The organism is Paenibacillus cymbidii (genome assembly GCF_004764705.1).
Classification (GTDB): Bacteria; Bacillota; Bacilli; order Paenibacillales; family NBRC-103111; genus Paenibacillus_AN; species Paenibacillus_AN cymbidii.
This window is the reverse complement of the sequence record NZ_SHLX01000004.1, coordinates 125,513-143,839: the sequence shown is the minus strand read 5'-3', so window position 1 is coordinate 143,839 and position 18,327 is coordinate 125,513. Positions and strand designations below refer to the sequence as shown.

The following is an 18,327-nucleotide window of genomic DNA, read 5'->3' as shown; positions in this document are numbered from 1 at the left end:
TGACTCCCCTTTGGATGGGCGTCATTATAGCAGATTGATTTGCCAGGAAATGCCGAACTTGTCCACGACCCAGCCGAACTTCCGGCTGAACTTGTAATCATTTAATGGCATTAAGATAGACCCGCCTTCGGATAATTGCTTATACAGCCGGTCTATTTCCGCTTCCGAATCGGCGATGATGTAAAGGGAAAACGAAGGGGTAAACGTAAAGGCGTGCTTCACACTACTGTCGATGCACATGTATTCCCGGCCCTTTAACGTAAACGTGGCCTGAAACACGCTTCCTTCTTTCCCTGCCTGGTTCGCTCCATATCGGGAGATGCTCGTGATTTCCGAATCCTCGATGATGGAAGTGTAATAATTCATCGCTTCTTCCGCTTTTCCTTCAAACATCAAAAAAGGCATTACTTTCTCCATCCGGACTCATTCCTTTTCTTTGGTTTTATTGACCTCGATTGATGAACCTTCGCTTTTCCGCAGCTTTTTGCCGCGGGCAATTTCGGTTTCGAGCGCGCTGAGCTTCGGCTCCCAGAAGGAGCGAAACCGATTGAGCCAATCGTCCACCTCCACCAGCGGGCGGGCGTTGAGCGAATAAATCCGCCGCTGTTCGTCAACCTTGACATTGGCGAAGCCGCTGTCCCGCAGTACCCGAAGATGCTGCGATACAGCAGCCTGGGTAATGCCGAACTCCTGCTGAATCACCTCGACAATGTCGCCGGAGCGTCGCTCGCTTTCGGCGAGCAGCTCCAGGATGCGACGTCGTACCGGGTCGCCAAGAACGTCAAAAGCATTCATTCGATTCCCTGCATTTCGCTGCCTGTGTAGAACGCCGTAACCCGTTTCGCCGCTTCCCCGGCCTGGGACGGAAGCTCGCCGGCGGCAACTGCCGCACGTCGCCAGTCCTCGCTGCAGTCGGTCATGAACGCTTTCCCTTCGCTGGAGGCGCCAAACGCATGTTCATCGATCCGCTCCGCATCGTTATCCGAAAGATGAAACGCCAACCCGGCCAAAGCGAGATCCCAACCAACGCCGACGGCACCCGGGCCAAACTTTTTCCAGTGGTCGTCGATCGGGCAAATGTGGGACAACGTGAAGCGGGAGCGCTCTCCCTCTTCCGCGGCTATGCGCAGCTCGACCCAGCTTAAGCCGCCCGCGAATTCCCAAGTCACGGCAAAATAATGCGGCGGTTCGCATGCGGTAATGACGCCGCCGGCATTATGTTGAATTTGGAACCGGCCCCCTAGCGACAATTCGCCGCTGACTGGCGCAAACCAGCGGGGCAACCGCTCCGGATTGGTCACGGCATCCCACAGATCGTCCGGCGTCGTATCGTAGAAACGCTCCAGCGTTACGTTGCGGGCGGGCTTCCCTTCCCGTTCAAGCTCAGACACCGTGCGGGTTACCGCCCCAAAACACCCTTCCAAATCAACCATCATCCATCATCTCCATCTGCCGTCCAATTATACCAGCTAATACTTATACAAGTTTTTGCTTATATAAAATATAGCTTGTATAAACGGGAATGTCAACAAAGGCACACCTATTGCCGCGGCCTCCCTTCGTTTCTGCGGTATTCCCCGGGGCTTACGCCTGTTACGGAGCGGAACAGCTTGTTAAAGTGGCTCAAATCGTCAAACCCGGCATTCATCGCAATATCCATGATTTTATGATTCGTCTTGACGAGATCTTCGCATGCGCTCTTGATGCGCAACCGATTGCGATAGTCGATAAACGTAAATCCGCTATATTGCTTGAACTTGGTGGAGAACGAAGTCGTTCCCATGCCGCACAAGCGGCTCATCTGCTCGAGCGTCAGCGGTTCGGTTCGGTGCAGCGAGATGAACTCCCCGATTTGACGCATCATCTGAAGCTCGTCGGAGGCGTCCAGCGAAGTTTGCCGATCCGCCCGATCGTTGCAACGGCTCAAAAAAATCAGGATTTGAATGAGCGCGGTTTTGATAAACATCTTGTAGCCTTGTCCCCGGGTGCGGTCTTCTTCGACAAGAACCTCGATCATGTGCCGGAGCCGGAGTCGGTCGGCTCTTTGCAGGTTCAAATGCGGCTGCTCCGGGTTCGTCCTGCGGATGAAAGGCTCGGCGTAAAAAAATTGAAAAAACGAATCGTTGGCGGTCAATACGGCAAGCTCCCGCCCGATGAAGTCCCGATCGAAAATCACATTGTACACCATAAACGGCTGATTGTCGCAAACATGATAGGCATGAGTCGTGCCCGGCTCTACCAGGTAAGCGTCCCCCTCGGAAATATCCAGAAGAGTGCCGTTAATTTCATGCCGCCCGCTGCCCTCCACGACCAATACGAGCGCCATATATTCTTGCGTATGAATATCGATCGGTTTGGCGACAATCGCCGGCATGGCGCGGAAAGGAAAGGAAGGATCGTCCATAAATTCATCGTTGCGATAATACCTCATCTCCTCCCCCTCCTCCCTTTTCACTTGAAATATACGCCTGTTTTCGCTGAAAGATCGCCCTGTCCGATCGAACCGTAATTTTCTACACTTTGCTTAATCAACTTGAAAGGGTGATGCCAATTGCATTTGTCTGAGCATGTAGACGAATTTAACCGGCAAGGGTTTACGGTCATACGCGGAGCCATGAGCGAGGAGCAGGCCGATCTCATTCGCGCCGGCGTCCTGAGCGCTTTCGAAGGGCCCGAGGACGGCTACGGAGCGAATATACGCACCAAAATGTTCGAAAAGGGCAAACCGTTCGTCGAGCTGATCGGGCAACCGGTTGTCGCCGATTTCGCGGAGGAGGTGCTCGGCGGCAACTGCCACATGTTTTCGATGAACTCGCTTCTGACGCCGAAAGGCAGCGGGATCGATGTATGGCATGTGGACGAAGAGCTGTTTTTCCCGCTGCCGGACGATGTGGAGCTGGATCCTCGTATTCCGATGCCTACTTTCCTTTTCACTTGTCTCTATTATCTCGTGGACGTGGAAGCGAACATGGGGCCGACCCAGCTCGTACCCGGCAGCCACCGCAGCGGCCAAGAACCCGCTCCCAAGCAGAATCCGCCGATTTACAAAGGACAAGAACCGGTATCCATTACCGCCCAAAAAGGAGATTGCCTGATTTTCACCGGACAAACCTGGCATCGGGGGGCAAAAAACGAAAGCGACAAGCCGCGCGTTGTGCAGCAAGTCACGTACAGCAGACGCTGGGTGTCGCAACGATTTTATCCGTTCGTCAACTACCGGATGCCGGATGAAGTTGTGGCCTGGGCCGAAGGCAATCGTCGGCTCACCCGGATGCTCGGCTTCCATCCGCGAGGGCCGTACGGGTGAAGCAACAAGCTCGACAAACGGCAGCTGCGGCTGGGTCACCCGACTCAGCCGCCTGTCGTTTCGGCGATTAAGCCGGTTCATTATCGATTCGCTCCAGAACAAGCACCCAATCCTGGAACACTTTCGTGATGCCGGTAGCCCATTTGCCATCCGCATCCGGTGCGACGCGGCCCAAATCAAGCTCCGTCCCTTTCGAGGGATCGTAAAAGAACGCGCGGTAAGGGACATCCGGCTCGATCTCGCGGATTTCGACTCCGCTGAACGCCAGCAGGAACGGCATATAGATGAGACGCACCTTGCCCGGGATCCCTGCCGCGAGTGGCTTGGCGACAATCGCCGCGTCGTCCTGCACCGGAGGCAGCCACTCCGGATGCGGCTCGAATGTCCACCAATCATACCGCTCCAACAGCTTTTTGCCAAGACCGACTTGCTTCGATCCGGGCAGCTCGGCGGCTTCCCGCCAGAACGTATGCCCCCATGCCAATCCGTGCGGCGATTCGCCGTAGGGCAAATCTTCCGAATTTACCTGCCAGATTCCGTTCGCCCCGTACGTGTGGCCGCACGCTCCGCTCAGCACGCACGACCAGAACAAAAACCGCTGGATTTCCTGAAAGCTCGTTCCCCCGATCCCTTCATAACAAACCTCGGAGTTGATGACCGGCGTACGCGGCTCCCGGGCGACGGACGATTGGACCATTCGAACCGTCGGCTCAAGGGAAAGATAGCCGCCGTGTCCGGTCTGCAGCATATCCAGATCGAGAATAGAAGCATCCTCTACCATGTTGTGGCCGTATTCGGTCGGATGAATCGTAATCATCCTGCCGTAGGGATCGGTCTCTTTCACATAGGCTGCCATTTCCGTCCACTCCCGGTGCATGCGCTCCGTATACGCTTTTTTCAATTCCGGGTCCTTGAACGCATCCCATTGGTAATACGGCATATCCGCTTCCCCGGCCAAACACCAGGCGACTGGATAAGCGCCGTAGCGTGCGATCAAATACTCCCACTGCTTGCGAATGACGTCTTTCCCCGCAAAGTCGAAGTAATAGCCCCAGCAGGCGACGATGCAGGGAAGAAGCCCCGACTCGACCATCCACTCGAGCTTCCGATCCGCGCTGTCGAAGAACGCCGGGTTAATCCGCGCGAAATCCGCTTCCCACGCTTGCCCGCCTTCATTCGCTCCCCGCGGGTCGAACGGCCCCATATCGGGATACAGGCCGCCGATCACCTGAACGACGGTGAACCCTTTGTCCACCCGGTCCTGCGCAAGCCACTTCACGTCGTCCGGCCACTTGAGCCGGCCCGTAAACGCCATCCACCACGTATCGCCCAGCCAAAAGAACGGCTTGCCATCCTCGTGAACCAGGTGCTTCCGGTTCGCTGCCGCGCGTGGGCTTCCATGTCGGTACAACGGGTTGTTTCCTTCATACGGTACGACTTCAATCGTTCCCTCCTGGCCGTGCAGGTCCGGGTTGCCGGGGTCCGAACAAACCGTGCGGTAGCGGTGCGTTCCGACCTGAGCGGACGAATAGCGGAACCGCCACGTTTGCCCGCCGCCCCAGAAGGCCGGGACGATCCGTTCCCGACCGTCCGGAGCCGTAACAATCGCGCTTAAGCTGATTTCGTGAAAAGGATCCGCATAGACGGCTTTGCCCGATTGATACTGCCATTCGACGACTTGATTTTGCCCCACATTCGCCATGGTAAACCTTCTTTCGTCTTAAAATAGGTTTGTGCTGCGTGGAAATTTGCCGCCTCTGTATTTGGCGTTTTCCCATCGCTGTCGGTGGAAGGCGATCGCTTCCCGGGAGCTTCTTCGATCATCACGATGAGATCCGATTACTTCGCCGCAACCGATTTGCTGATTTCTTTCAACCGCGGGAAAGCAATCTTGAAAGCGCTTTACTTTCTTCGGACAAGCCTCCCTCCATATATGTTCCGCTGGCGCAATAGGAAAATATGGTTTATTTTATCCTGTATTTAGGGGCGGCACCAGCAGGTATATTGGCCTTTTTATGCGTTTTTTTGTTGTGTTGCACTGGAAGCAAAATGGGAAGAAACCCTCCCATGAAGAATGGCCTTTCTGAAGTCGTTGGCTTCCGCCGAATGATGCGATTATCGGATGGTATCGTACAGTTCGATTTCGATTTCGTTGAAATCGGTTGAGTACCGCTTATGGGAGATTTCCAAATGCCAGGCGCTCCGGAGGCGTTCCCACCCGTGCTCCGCTTCCCAGCGATGCAACGTTTCATAGGTGTTCCGGATGGATGTGTTAGGCCCGGCGTGCCGGATCATCGCATATTTTTGGGCTGGAATCGTAAGTGCGACCATGCCTCCCGGGATCTGCCCGAACTCTTCCACCTCGACGCACACCCAATAGCCGTCGTCAGCTTCGGTTAATTCCTCCACGACATACGCGCCTACGAAACATTGCGGATTTACGATGCCGGAAATCTCGTTCAACCGTGCTTCGAGCCGATGGGTTGCCTTCGGGATTTCGATCGCATACTGATCGCCCGGGCAAACAACACGAATGCCGATCAGCTTCATTTCGCCGAGATCGACGATTGCTATCATTATATCACCCACTTCTCCGAATGATAGGCTTTCATAAAATGGAGGAACTGCTCCAGAACGGCGACGCCCTTCGTCTCCGCTTCTTGCGCCGCTTTCAACAACACGATCGCCCGATCGGCGGTATCCGGATCTTTGGGTGTCCCGCCCTGCGGGAACGGGAACATCGCGCCAAGCTGAGCGAATGCGGCGGCAACCGCTTCGTAGTGGATCTCGGCAGCGGCGGCGTACTGGCGGACTTTTCGTTCGACGAAATTTTCCCCGTTCCACTTGACGACCAACTCTCGCAGGAACTGCGCCGCAAATTCGCGGGCGTCGGCGATTACTTGCACGTTGTAGGCGTTGCCCAATTCGTCGGCGGACCGGTTTGTCATCGCTTTGATCCACGCCTCGTAACCGGCGAGCCCCATCGCGAATCGGTTTTTGAAAAAGTCGCCGTCGCTCCATTCCCGTCCCCGCGCATGATCCACGATCATGTCCAGCGCCATTCGCAGCATCTCGTATTTGGAGTGCGGCAAACTTTCGCTGATCGTGATCAGGAACAACACATGAATTTTCGGATTGGCGAACTTTTCGTAGGTGATGGTGCCGTCCTGGGAGACGTCCTTGGCGTAAAACAGCTGTTGCTCGTCATCATAGCCGTAAATCAGACCGAACTCCGGGACGAACAAATCCACGGCGATCGCCGGAACGCCCTTGTCGATCGTCTCTTGAACAAGCGCCATTGTCCGTTCGAGCAGTTCGGGCGTCGGCGGGGCTGCCGCCTCCCCCATGTTGCTGATAAAGCCCAGGTTGGCGAGATTTCGCCTGAAAATATATCCCCCCGGAAAAGAGGTCGGTCCCGAAATATCGACTTGCTGCGGATCGATATTCATGCGGAACGCATGCCCGGTCAGTCCCATGACGTCGACAAGCGACAAGTATTTCTTGTCGGTATAGCTGACGGCTCCATGCAATGCGAATCCGGCTGACGTCCATGTCTGGCTCCAATTGTCTTTGCGTTTGATTTCGTTCACGGTTCGTTTCTCCCTTCCAAGTCGATTACAGTTTAGGGCGGTGACGGCAGCACATTTCGGCGCGGCAAGCCTTGCTCCGCTCTGCGCCTGACGTAGAGCGAGAGGGTGACGCGCGTGCGCTCTTGGCGCAGCTTCGCCCGGGCGCGGGAGATGCTGTTGTAGACGCTGGCGGACGAGGTGCCAAGCAGCCTGGCGATTTCCGCGGGCGGCAGTTCGCCGAAGAAGTGCGTCTCGAAGATGCTTCGCTCTCGTTTGTTAAGCACGTGAAGCAGCGCCCGCAACCCGCTAAGCATTTCGCTGCGCATCAGGCACTCGGCCGGATCGGCGCGGCGCTGCGACTCTTCGGAGGCTGTGTGCCGAGATGCATAAACGCACGAATGAGCGCATCCTGCACCACGTCTTCCGCCAGATGGATATCCCGGACCATCCGGTTCGCTACCCCGAGCGCGGCAGCCCGATGCTTGCGGACAAGCTCGTCGAATGCCTCGTGGTTCCCGGCTCGCGCGCGTTCGACCAATTCGTTCTCCGTCATCCGCGGGGCTTCCGGCTGGACATTCTTGTCCGGCTGATCCCCCCGAAGCAGCACCCGCCGAGGGGCTTCGTCACGCCCCGCACTTTCCCGCCACTCCAACACCTTCATCCCCACGCTCTCCTGACCCTTCGAATCGGCCCTACTTGGACTGACACCGTTAAAGCGAGAAATCTAACTACTTTCAAGTATAGCATCCGGGGTTCGTCGCAATCGAGACAGAAAAAAACAAAGCCGGCGCTCTTGAGAGCCTACTTTGCTCCTCAACATACTTGCTGCTCCGCTCAGAGGAGAGGGAATTGCGTCACAGGAGCGTTTCCCCGGCCTCATCTTTCGGTTGGGAGCGAAATGTCTAGCGTCAAAAAGGCAATAAAAAATCATAAAAGATGGCCTATTTCGCTAAAAATGGACAGTCGACACAACATTCACAGAACAAACTTCTCCAGCGCTGCGGCAACTCCATCCTCGTCATTGGATGCGGTAATGTGCTTGGCACAATGCTTCAGTTCCGCGATTCCATTCCCCATGGCAACGGGAAATCCGCACATGCGGAACAACCCCAAATCATTAAAATCGTCGCCGAATACCATCACATGTTCCGAGTCTACCCCGATCTCCTCCAATACCGCCTGTACTGCACTTTCTTTGGAAGCCGACCTGTGCATGATTTGCACCAATACCCCTTCATCGGTTGCGATCACATTAACCTGGTCGCCGAATTTCTCGCCAAGCTCTCTCCAGTTGCTATAACCCGTCACCAGTATTTTGGTAGGAGAAATGGAGCGGATCCAATCGGAATCGACTATCTGCGGATGAGGGTCGTTCGGGCGGGCGCCAAACTGGGCAAGTACGGAGCCGGAAAGCGATGTGCACATATACCAGGAGTCGTTCACTTCATACGTAATTGCGGGATGAGGCTCATGCTGCGTGAGGAATTCGTTAATTTGACGGCTAATCTCCGCCGGGATGCTTATGTGCTGTCGGGTCATCTTCGATTTGCATGTAACCAGGGCGCCGTTGTAAAAAACCATGTGGTCGACAAAATCGATATCCTTTACAAACTGGACAGCCGCTCTCGGCGGCCGCGCCGTAGCGACGATAATTGGAATTCCCGCCTCAAAACACCGCTTAACCGCACGATAATTCCGAGGAGAAACGGATTTATCGCTGCCCAGCAACGTTCCGTCCAAATCCAGCACAATGGCCTTTATATCCGACATTGACATCCCCTTCGTCAAAAAGTAATTCTTCCTATTGTACGTTACGAACAATGGAATTGGTAGGCCCACGATCCTATTAATTAGCCGCTAACCGAATAAAGGCAGCCGGGCTTATGGCCGGCTGCCTGCTGCAATTCGTAAGCTACTCGACAAGCACGTCCATCGTCGCGCTTGCCGTCGTTCCGGAGGCATTGACGAGCTCGGCGTAATACGTATACGTGCCGGGAACCCGGCCCGCGACCGGCGTCGCCGCCGATTGAGCGTTCGGCGTTGCCGCCGTCAGCGCTTTCGTTTCGATCAGTGCGCCATTCTCGTACAGCTTATAGGATGTGGCGTTCGTCCCCCACCACATGTTCATCGCAACCGTATAATTGCCATCACGGTCCCAGTTGTCGTTCGAGAGCACCGGCGCGCCCGGATTCGCCGCGGTTACCGTTACCGTTCTCGGCTCGCACGCCGTTGTGCCGTAGCTGTTCGTCAGCTCGCAGGTATAAACGTAGGCGCCGTTTGGCCGGCCGCTGATGGAAGTGCGCGCGAACTGGGCGTTCGGCGATGTGCCGGACAGCTGCTGCGCGTCGATAAGCTTGCCGTTCTCGTACAGCTTATATGCCGTACCGTTGTTCCCCCACCACATGTTCATGCCAACTTCATAATTGCCGTCCGCAATTCCGGTGTCATAGCCGTTGTCGTCGGTCAGCACCGGCGCGCCCGGCGCAGCGGTCGCTCCGAGTGTCACCGGACTCGTACCCGCGTAGACGCGCACTTCGTTCAGGTACAAATATTCCGGCACCGTCTTCACGATTGCGATGTACTGGAAGCCGGCCGTATTGTCGACGATCGTCGACCATGTCGCCTGATGGGCGATCGCCGGTTCGCCAAGCGAGCCTAACACGGTATGGCCGAGCGACATGTCCGGATTGTTCGAGCCCCAGATTTCGAAATTGCGCCGGGCCGCAATCTGATCGACCGAACCGAGCCGCGTGACGATTTCCACCTTGCTGATCCGGTAAGAAGCGCCCAGGTTGACGACCCACCAATATTTCACCCCGCCCGCAATCGCCGGAGACCAGCCCGGTTCGTCCGTGCTGTCGTCGACCGCCTTGCCGCTCGTATAATTCGCATCGTAATTCGACACGGCAAACGTCTGTTTATTCCGTGCCTGGTTTACCTTCGGACCGGCGCCTTCCTTGATTGCCTGCGCCCGCGAGCTCCAGGCGTCGCCGCTGACGGCGAAATTGCCGGTGACGATGTTGGCGCTTATGACGTTGCCGAGCGGCACGTTGTATTCGTTGCCGGTGAACACGTTGCCGTAGTTCGGCGCATTTTTTGCATAAAAGGCGCTCACCGTATCGGCGATGACGTTGTCGCGAACCGTTTTGTAAACGCTGCCGTTGTCCAGGTAAATGCCCGCATACGGATAGCCGCCTTGATAAGGCGACAGCGCAATATCGTGCACATAGTTGTGATGGAACACCGTGCCGTCCATTTTGCCGAGTGTATAAATGCCGCCGCCGTCGTCGTGCAGCTTTGCCACATGGTGAATATGGTTGTAGCTGATGTCATTGTAAGAAGCCGTCGTCACCGTATCGTACCAATTCAAGCCAAGGCTGATGCCCGTATACGGCATGTCGCGCACTTCGTTGAAGTCGATCGTCAGATGGTTCGGCTTCGTGGCGAGGATGCCGACCGCTTCGGTATAAACTTGCCCGACTTTTTCCACCAGGTTGTTCGTAATCCGGTCCAGGGTGCTGAAGTCGGAAAATACGTAAATACCGCCCGCCGCCGTGTCGGTCACCGTATTGGAATCGACTGTATTGTGATGCAGCGTGCCGGTCAGCAGCAGCCCGTGCGCTCCCGATTGCCGGAACGTATTGCCGAAGACGCGAATGTTGTTCGCGTTGTTCACCCACATCTGCCCCGGCACGACCGACCAGGCGTCCGTATGCAGCTCGATCGCCGCCTGCTGGGTCATGAAGCCTTTGTCGTTCGGGCGGGTCCAGTTCGATTGCTCGAACGTCAGGCCGCGAATTTCGACGCGCGTGACGGGTGCGGCAGCCGTGCCGTCGATCTTCAGCAGCGTCTCCACCTTCGGTACGTACACGCTCGTCTGCGCCGTCACGTCTTCGCCGCTGCGCGGTTTGTAGTACAGCATGTGGTGCGCCGAGTCCGTCGTATCGAGATACCATTCGCCTTCGGCGTCAAGAAACTCGTAGGCGTTCTCCAAATAGTAATAAGGATGCGGCTGGTTCGCATTGTTCAGAATCGTGTCCGTTCGCTCCGGCGCCATAACGCGAATCGATGCCTCGCTGCCGGTGATGGCGACGCTGTCGATCCGCAGCCGCTTCTGATGCCAATGATCGATCTTGACGACTTCCACCCGATTCAGCTGGCCCCAGCTCGCCCAATCGGCCACTTCGGAAACGGCCACCTTGACACCCTCCGTCTGCGAAGCAAGTACGTCGTAGTACGGTCCGGCCGTGTCCGGATCGGTTACGTTCGGCGTCCGCGCTCTGACGGCGCGCGAGCCGTCGACGTAAATTTGGCGGAAGTCCGCCGTGCCGACGTCGGCCTTGTAAATGTTGTACGTCGCGTCGTGAATCGTCCAGCCGGTTACCCGCTCGCTGCCGCTCAGAATCGGCGTTTCGTTCGGGTAGTTGCGGTAGATGACATTGTAGCCGTTCGTGCCCGAATCGCTTGCGTTCAGGGTAAATGTGTCTGTCAGGCGATACGTGCCGCCACGCAAATAAACGATCAGGTTGCCCGGCATGCCGGAAGCTTTGGCCAGCCGTTCCGCGCTTCGCACTTGTGTCAGCGAGCATGGCGCGGACAGCGTACACGCCGTGCCGGTGCCGTCCGGCGAAGCGTACAACGGCGTCATCTGCGCAGCCAGTGCGCCGGCCGGAAACATGGCGAAGGCGCCGCCGATCGCAAGCATGGCGCACATCCAGAAGGAAACCCATTTGTTCGCGCGTTTCATCATCACACGTCCTTTATCATCGTTTTTGGCTGATGCCGAACAGGAGGGCAGGCCCTCCTGCTCGGTTCGGCCGCTTATTTATTCGATGCCGCCAGCTTGTCGTTCCACATTTTGCCCAGTTCGTCCACGCGCAGTTTTTTGAACCCGGCGATGAAGGAATCCCAGTCTGTCATCGGCTTCTGGCCCAGAATGAACTTGATGACGTTTTCGCTGATGTACGTATTGAGCGGTGTGCCGATTTCGGCGAGCTTCGCGCTCTCCTCTTTCGTCCAGAGCAGAATCGGATTGGTGTGCAGGAAGCCGATCTGATCCATTTTCTTCAAATTGTCGATATCGAAAAACGCCTGCTGCTGCTGCCCTTCTTTGAAATTGAGCAGATTGTAGCGAATGTAAGTCGGCGCGACGCCGGTCAGCCACCAGGTGAAGTAGCCGTAGTCGCCGAGCTTTTTCATGCCGTCCGGGTATTTGCCGTTGGCGTCCATCGTCCACACGCTCTGCACCTTGTCAAGCCGGTAGCCCGAAGGCGTCTTCGAATCGCGGGTGAACGTTTCGCCTTCCTTGCCGAGATAGAAAAATTCGATGCCTTCGTCGCTGTACGTATAGTCCATCGCCCGAATGATGTCGTCGATGTGCTTCGACTTCTTGTTGATGACGACCGGCGAACGGTAGCCGATATTGAAATGGTCGCCTCGTCCGATCGACGGCATGTAGCCGTCCACCTTGAACGGGAAAATCGGCTGCACGTCGATGTTCGGGTCGTTCTTCGGATTGAGCTGAGGGGCGGAACCGAGCTGCTCCCGTTCGAGCGGGTATTTGCCGCTGCCGTAACCGGCGAACAGCTCCGCGTCCTTCATCGTCAGGAAGTTCGGATCGAGCAGCTTCTGCTCGTAAGCCCACCGCTCGAACTCGACCCACATCTTGTAGCGCTTCTCCTCGTCCACCGGCGAAAAGACGTACTTCTTGAGCGTCGGTTCGTAACGCATGCCGTCGCCGACGCCAAAATACGTTTGCGTCGTCCAGTTGTAGTACGTGTAGCCGAGCCTCGTCGACGTGACCGGCCCGCCGGTCTGTTCCTTCAAAGCCAGCATCGCTTTTTTCAAATCGTCGACGGACTGGATTTTGCTTGCGTCGAGTCCTGCCTTCTTCAGCATATCGTTGCGCACGTACCACAGGCTGCTCGCCGACTCGAAGTCCTGCACGAGCGGGAACCCGTATATTTTCCCGTCGACGGGGTTGCGCATGCGCTTTTCGATGTCGGGGTACTTCTTCAGCCATTTGGCCAGGTTCGGCAGCTTGCCGTTCTTCAAATAATCGTCCAGCGGCACGAACAGGTCGGGGCCGTAGTTGTTGAACGACTTGTCGTCGGAAAAAAACTTCATCATGTCCGGCAGCTCGTTGGATGCGAGCGTGATGTTCATCTTTTCGACGAACGAATCGCGTGGCGGGCTGTTTACTTCGAACTTGACGCCCGTTCTTTTGCCCCACTCGACGAATACCGGCAGATCGCTGCTGATCGGCAATCCCGGGTCCCAGGCGGTCATGAAGGTGACGGTCGGCGCTTCTTTCGGCACGGCGGAAACGGCAGGAGCCGAAGGCTTCGCCGATGCGGCTGCTCCGGAGTCCGAACCGTTCGAGCTGTTAGAGCTGCAGCCGGCGATCACGGACGTTGCGAGCAGAGCCGCGAGCGTACCGCCGGCCAGTTTGTTGCGGAAGACGTTCATGGATGGACCTCCCTAAAAGTGTGAACTGAACTGCTGCATGTTCCGAGCTGATCTTGCACATGCGCCATGGTTCTTGCCGGGCATCCCTCCTTTCGCGGTTTTCGCGCTATCCTTTGACCGAACCGACCAGCACGCCTTTGACGAAATACTTCTGGATGAACGGGTACACGAGTACGATCGGCCCGATCGTCACGAATATCGTCGCCATGCGTATGCCTTCCATCCGGCCGAGAAAGCTTGCCATGTCCGTGGAGTGGTTGGCGGTGTCGATCGCATCGACGGACAGCACTTCGTTGGCGATCAGAATGCGCCGCAGCACGATCGTCAGCGGCTGCATGCCGGGCGACGACAAGTACAGAAGCGGTCCGAAATAGGAATTCCACAGCCCGACGCTGGCGAACAAGGCGATCGTGGCCATAATCGCTTTGGACAGCGGCAGCACGATGCGGGTAAAAATTTGCCAATCCCCCGCCCCGTCGAGAAACGCCGATTCGTACAGCTCGTTCGGGATGCCCTGGAAGTTGGTGCGGAGAATAATGATGTTCCAGAACGTAAACGCGGACGGCAGCGTGACGGCCCACATCGTATCGAGCAGCCCGAGGCTCTTGATGTTCATGAAGGCGGGAATGAGGCCGCCGCTGACGAACATGGTCACGGTAAAATAAATCGTGATGACGGTTCGCCCTTTAAACCGTTTAAGCGACAACGGGTAAGCGGTAATGCAGCCGATCGCAAGCACCAGAAACGTGCCCGTCACCGTGTAGCGAATGCTGTTCCAGTAGGCGGTTACGATCTGGTTGTCGTGGAACACCGCCTTGTACGAGCCGAAGTTGACGCCTGCCGGCAGCAGACCTACCTTCTGCGCGCCGATCGCGATCGGGTCGCTGATGGAAATCGACAGCATGTAAACGAACGGAAGCAGAATAGCGAGCGTCAGCAGCGAAAGCGCGCCGTAATTGAAGATGTCGAACAGACGGTTGGCGAAGCCGGTGTTTTTCATGGGTGGGTGAACTCCTTCAAAGGTTTTGCGATGCGCCTACCATAACGATTGGCCGTTCGCCCGGCGGCTGAGGCGATTCGCCGCATACAGCACGAGGAACGACGCAACGCTGTTCAGCAGGCCGACCGCGGTGGCGAAGCTGAAGTTTCTTTCCACGATCCCCCGCCGATACACATAGGTTTGGATCACATCGCCCGTTTCGTACAACGCGGGGTTGAGCATCAGATACGCCTTCTCGAAGCCGACGTTGACGATATCGCTGGCATGCAGGATGAACAAAATCGTGATCGTCGGCATAATGCCGGGAATGCTGATATGCCGGATGCGCTGAAAGCGGTTCGCGCCGTCCATGTAACTGGCTTCGTACAGTTCGGGATCGATGCCGGTGAGGGCGGCGATGTACAGGATCGAACCCCAGCCGATGCTTTGCCAGATGCCGCTGCCGATGTAGAGCGAACGAAAGTACGACGCATCGTTGAAGAAGGCGATCGGCTCGATGCCGATGGAAGCCAGCAACAGGTTGACCGGACCGTCGGCCTTGAGCAGCTGCACCATCATGCCGACAACGACGACCATGGCGATAAAATGCGGCAAATAGCTGATCGATTGGAACCAACGTTTCCAGCGGCTGCTCGTCAGTTCGTTCAGCATCAGCGCCAGCACGATCGGCGGCCAGAAGCCGAACAGCAGGCTGTAGCTGCCGATGACCAGCGTGTTGCGAATAATCCGCAGCGCGTACGGGTCATGGAAGAAGCTGACATACTGCTTCATACCGACCCACGGGCTGCGGTCGAAGCCGAGCACCAGATCGTATTGCTTGAACGCGATCAGAATGCCGTACAACGGTTTGTAGTGAAACAGGAAAAATCCGACGATGGCAGGAAGCACCATCAAATACAGCACATAGTTTCGCTTCATCGCCGTTGCGATGCCGCCGTATCGATTACCGGCGCTTGTTGCGGGTTGCGGCGCTTTAGTCGCTTCGTTCATCCGATCCTCTCCCCGGTCGCATGCTGTCTGTTGTTATCGCTTTCATATTGGAGTATAGAGGTCGGCGAACGTCATGGACATGGAACAAACTTCAACGCGAATGGAAAAATCGACAATCCGAAAGCTCGGTGGAAAAGGAGATCGTTCATTCGTCAGGAGCGCATTTCGGGGACGCCAAAAAGCGGCCCACCCGTAAGTTGGACCGCCGAGCTTCATAACTCGCCTTTACTTCATGTACTGCGACGGCGACTGGCCTGTCGCCTTCTTGAACACTTTGCTGAAATAGAACGGATCCTGGAAGCCGACCGCATCGGCCACCTGCTTGAGCAACACGCCCGGCTGCGCGTCGATCAGCCGTTTCGCCTCCTCGACGCGGAGGCGGGTGACGTATTCGCCCGGCGTTTCGCCCGTGCGCTTGCGGAACAGTGCGCTCAGGTAGTGCGGCACCAGCCCGAACCGCGACGACAACTCCTGCAGCAGCACCGGACTGGCGAAATGCTCCTGCAAGTAGCGTTCGACGTCGGCAAGCAGCTTGTCGTGATGCACGGGCGGCATTTTACCGTCCGCCGCGACGGCATCCGGAATGCCCGGCAATGGCCGAATGGCCTTGTGCATCCGCCTCGCTTCGCATTTGCGCGCCAGCACCGCCAGAAGCCGCCGCAGCTCGTCTTCATTCACCGGCTTGACCAAATAATCCTCCGCATGAAGCTGAAGCGCCTTCTGGGCGTAGTGAAAATCCGGATACGCGCTCAGTACGACGGCAATCAAGTCAGGGTCGACGCTTCTCGCCTGCTCCAGAAACTGAAGGCCGTCCATTACCTGCATGCGAATGTCGGTAATGACCGCGTCCGGCTTCAGCCGGCGCAAGCTATCGAGCGCATCTTCCCCGTCGAAAGCCAGGCCGACTACCGCAAATTCATCGCTCAATTCTTCGACAATACCGGCAAGCGCCCGGCAAAACGGCACTTCGTCGTCAACGATCATCAATCGGTACATCGTCGTCTCCTCCCCCATGGACACGCCTTCCCGCCGCTTACGGTTTCGGCGCCGCTACCGCAATTTCCACCTCGGCTCCGCCTTCGGGCAAGTTGCGCAGCGCAAACCGCAATCTCGCTCCGAATGCGATGTGCAGACGCGCGTATGTGTTGACGATGCCGCTTCCGCCTCCGCCGCGCTGTCCGTTATCGGGTGAAAGCAGACTGCCGTAGGAAGAAAGTACGCTTCGTTCCGCCCACGCGTCCAGCACGGAATGCGCAAAACCCGCCCCGTCGTCGCGAATCGCGATGCGCCAGCCGTCATCATGCATGCTTCCGATCACCGACACCTTCCACGGACGTTTTTTGTGCACGAACGCATGTTTGATCGCATTTTCCACGAAAGGCTGGATCGTCAGCTTCGGCAAGGCGATCTCGTCCATCGCGGCCGGCACCTCGATTGCAAAAAGCAAATGATCTTCATACCTCGTTTTCATGATCGCAAGGTAATTGTGCGTATGCGCCATTTCGTCGCGGATCGTGGCCGGCTTGTCGCTGTCGTACGTTACGTAGCGCAGCATTTCAACCAACATCGTACAGACGCGCAAAATAAGCGGATTGCCCGCCGCGCGGCCCATCACGCCAACAAGCGACAGCGTGTTGTACAGGAAATGCGGGTTGATCTGCGCCTGCAGCGCAATAAATTGCGCGTGCAGCTCGCGGGAATAGGACTGCACCGCCACTTCCTTGGATTCCTCCAGCCTGGCGAGCATTTTGCGAAACGTTCGATACAGCTGCGCCACTTCGTTCTGCGTCGACTGCACGTCCAGCTTGCGCAGCATGCCGTCCGTTCCTCCCTGATAGCCCGGCACTTCGCTCATGACGCGGCTCAGCTGCCGAAGCGGGCGAACGGCCAGCCGGGTGGAATAATAAATCGTCGTCAGCGACAGCAAAATCAGCATCAGCGCAATGGCGGCAAACAAATATCCCGTTCGGCGAATCGGTTCCATCAGCGTGCCGTACGATTCGGATACCGCCACCGTCCACTCGGAGTTTCGCGAGCGGTTGACGGCGACCACGTTGCGGGACTTGCTGCCGGAATGAAGCGTAAACGACTGGCCGACCTGGGTATGGATGTCCCGATAGAACAACTCGGCCGTCGCCTTCTCCTCCGCGGTTGCGGCAAGCGGCGAAGGAACGACGAGTTCGCCGTCCCGGCCGAATACCCACACTTTTTTGTCGCCGCTCCGGAAGCCCGGATCGTAACGCATCGTTCCCATTGCGGCCAGCTGCGCATACGGCACCTGAATTTCCACCAGTGAATGAAAGTACCCGTTGGTGTCGATGCGGCGAACGAGCGATATGACTTCTTTGCCGCCGTTGCCCCACGGATCGGGATGCGGCGCCAGCAGCAGCCGATTGATCGGCACGCCGTTTGCAGTCGCGCCTACGTCCAGCTCGCGAATCCATGCCAGATTGGCGATGCCGCTGCGTACGTTGGCCGGGTCGGCATAAGCGCCGATGCTCAGCTGCGCGCCGGTGCGGCCGATAATGGCGATCCGGTAAAAGGACAATACGTCAACACCGGCAATCGAACTAACGATTTCCTGCAAACGCCCGGCGACGGCGGCATTTCGCTGAAAATACGAGCCCGGCTGCTCTTCGAAAGCAAGTAAATAAAACGTGTTGGCGATATCCGCATTGTTTTTGATCTGCGTGGTCATCAGATCGGCGGTGAACAGCAAATTGTCCATTTGCGCGGCTACCCGCTCGACATCCTTGTTGAGCGAAGCCAGCAAATTCGCGTAGGCGATGCTGCGATCCCTCGCATAGAAGGCGCCGAGCGTAACGCCGATCAACAGAATGACGATCAGCGAATAAGTGACGAACAGACGTGTTTGCAAGCTGATGCGGGCGAGCATGTCATCCCTCCGGCCTTGGAAGCCAGCGTTTGCTGCGCGCAACCGCAAAAGGAGCGGCGAAATCGCTCGCTGCTCCTCTTCTGCCTTCCGCTTTCCA

Annotated in this window: 17 protein-coding genes; 1 reads left to right on the top strand and 16 read right to left on the bottom strand. The window is 56.8% G+C overall.

What is annotated here, in order from left to right; genetic code table 11:
• Positions 1-24: 24 nt before the first annotated feature.
• The 4 genes from EXY20_RS07640 to EXY20_RS07625 all read right to left on the bottom strand — a co-directional run bounded on the left by EXY20_RS07640 (position 25) and on the right by EXY20_RS07625 (position 2,431).
• Positions 25-417, bottom strand: a complete 393-nt coding sequence (locus EXY20_RS07640; protein ID WP_135549348.1) for a VOC family protein — start codon at positions 415-417, stop codon at positions 25-27.
• A 6-nt stretch (positions 418-423) separates the two neighbouring features.
• Positions 424-795 carry an ArsR/SmtB family transcription factor gene (locus tag EXY20_RS07635; RefSeq protein WP_135549342.1) on the bottom strand — a complete coding sequence of 124 codons (372 nt, stop codon included), beginning with the start codon at positions 793-795 and terminating at the stop codon, positions 424-426.
• Positions 792-1,436, bottom strand: a complete 645-nt coding sequence (locus EXY20_RS07630) for an SRPBCC family protein (protein WP_207671235.1) — start codon at positions 1,434-1,436, stop codon at positions 792-794. Before EXY20_RS07630 ends, EXY20_RS07635 begins: the two co-directional genes overlap by 4 nt.
• Before the next feature lie 104 nt (positions 1,437-1,540).
• A complete protein-coding gene (locus EXY20_RS07625; protein WP_135549340.1) occupies positions 1,541-2,431 on the bottom strand; it encodes an AraC family transcriptional regulator in 891 nt (296 codons plus the stop codon).
• A gap of 126 nt (positions 2,432-2,557) precedes the next feature.
• Between EXY20_RS07625 and EXY20_RS07620 the strand changes: the two genes are divergently transcribed.
• Positions 2,558-3,307: a phytanoyl-CoA dioxygenase family protein gene (locus tag EXY20_RS07620; protein WP_135549338.1), complete on the top strand. Its 750-nt coding sequence runs from the start codon at positions 2,558-2,560 to the stop codon at positions 3,305-3,307.
• Between the two features lie 67 nt (positions 3,308-3,374).
• Here EXY20_RS07620 and EXY20_RS07615 read toward each other — a convergent pair whose 3' ends face one another.
• The 12 genes from EXY20_RS07615 to EXY20_RS07565 form a co-directional block, all read right to left on the bottom strand.
• Positions 3,375-5,009: an apiosidase-like domain-containing protein gene (locus EXY20_RS07615; RefSeq protein ID WP_135549336.1), complete on the bottom strand. Its 1,635-nt coding sequence runs from the start codon at positions 5,007-5,009 to the stop codon at positions 3,375-3,377.
• 413 nt (positions 5,010-5,422) lie between these two features.
• Positions 5,423-5,884: a GyrI-like domain-containing protein gene (locus tag EXY20_RS07610; protein WP_167859059.1), complete on the bottom strand. Its 462-nt coding sequence runs from the start codon at positions 5,882-5,884 to the stop codon at positions 5,423-5,425.
• Positions 5,884-6,897: a hypothetical protein gene (locus tag EXY20_RS07605; protein WP_135549334.1), complete on the bottom strand. Its 1,014-nt coding sequence runs from the start codon at positions 6,895-6,897 to the stop codon at positions 5,884-5,886. Before EXY20_RS07605 ends, EXY20_RS07610 begins: the two co-directional genes overlap by 1 nt.
• A 32-nt stretch (positions 6,898-6,929) precedes the next feature.
• Positions 6,930-7,160 (bottom strand): sigma factor-like helix-turn-helix DNA-binding protein, encoded by a 231-nt coding sequence (locus tag EXY20_RS39750; RefSeq protein WP_235885408.1) that lies wholly within the window; start codon positions 7,158-7,160, stop codon positions 6,930-6,932.
• A 41-nt stretch (positions 7,161-7,201) separates the two neighbouring features.
• Complete coding sequence (locus tag EXY20_RS39745; RefSeq protein ID WP_235885407.1) at positions 7,202-7,537, bottom strand: RNA polymerase sigma factor; 336 nt, start codon at positions 7,535-7,537, stop codon at positions 7,202-7,204.
• A gap of 314 nt (positions 7,538-7,851) precedes the next feature.
• Positions 7,852-8,664 carry a Cof-type HAD-IIB family hydrolase gene (locus EXY20_RS07595; protein ID WP_135549332.1) on the bottom strand — a complete coding sequence of 271 codons (813 nt, stop codon included), beginning with the start codon at positions 8,662-8,664 and terminating at the stop codon, positions 7,852-7,854.
• A gap of 124 nt (positions 8,665-8,788) precedes the next feature.
• Positions 8,789-11,623, bottom strand: a complete 2,835-nt coding sequence (locus EXY20_RS07590; protein WP_167859058.1) for a right-handed parallel beta-helix repeat-containing protein — start codon at positions 11,621-11,623, stop codon at positions 8,789-8,791.
• 74 nt (positions 11,624-11,697) lie between these two features.
• Positions 11,698-13,344: an extracellular solute-binding protein gene (locus EXY20_RS07585; RefSeq protein ID WP_135549327.1), complete on the bottom strand. Its 1,647-nt coding sequence runs from the start codon at positions 13,342-13,344 to the stop codon at positions 11,698-11,700.
• A gap of 106 nt (positions 13,345-13,450) precedes the next feature.
• Positions 13,451-14,344, bottom strand: a complete 894-nt coding sequence (locus EXY20_RS07580) for a carbohydrate ABC transporter permease (protein ID WP_135549325.1) — start codon at positions 14,342-14,344, stop codon at positions 13,451-13,453.
• 36 nt (positions 14,345-14,380) lie between these two features.
• Positions 14,381-15,334, bottom strand: coding sequence for an ABC transporter permease (locus tag EXY20_RS07575; RefSeq protein ID WP_207671234.1), 954 nt, complete (start codon positions 15,332-15,334; stop codon positions 14,381-14,383).
• A 225-nt stretch (positions 15,335-15,559) separates the two neighbouring features.
• Complete coding sequence (locus tag EXY20_RS07570; protein WP_167859057.1) at positions 15,560-16,330, bottom strand: response regulator transcription factor; 771 nt, start codon at positions 16,328-16,330, stop codon at positions 15,560-15,562.
• Positions 16,331-16,367: 37 nt separating this feature from the next.
• The gene (locus tag EXY20_RS07565) at positions 16,368-18,230 is read right to left on the bottom strand and encodes a cache domain-containing sensor histidine kinase (RefSeq protein WP_135549320.1); all 1,863 of its coding nucleotides are present in this window, start codon (positions 18,228-18,230) and stop codon (positions 16,368-16,370) included.
• Between the last annotated feature and the right edge of the window lie 97 nt (positions 18,231-18,327).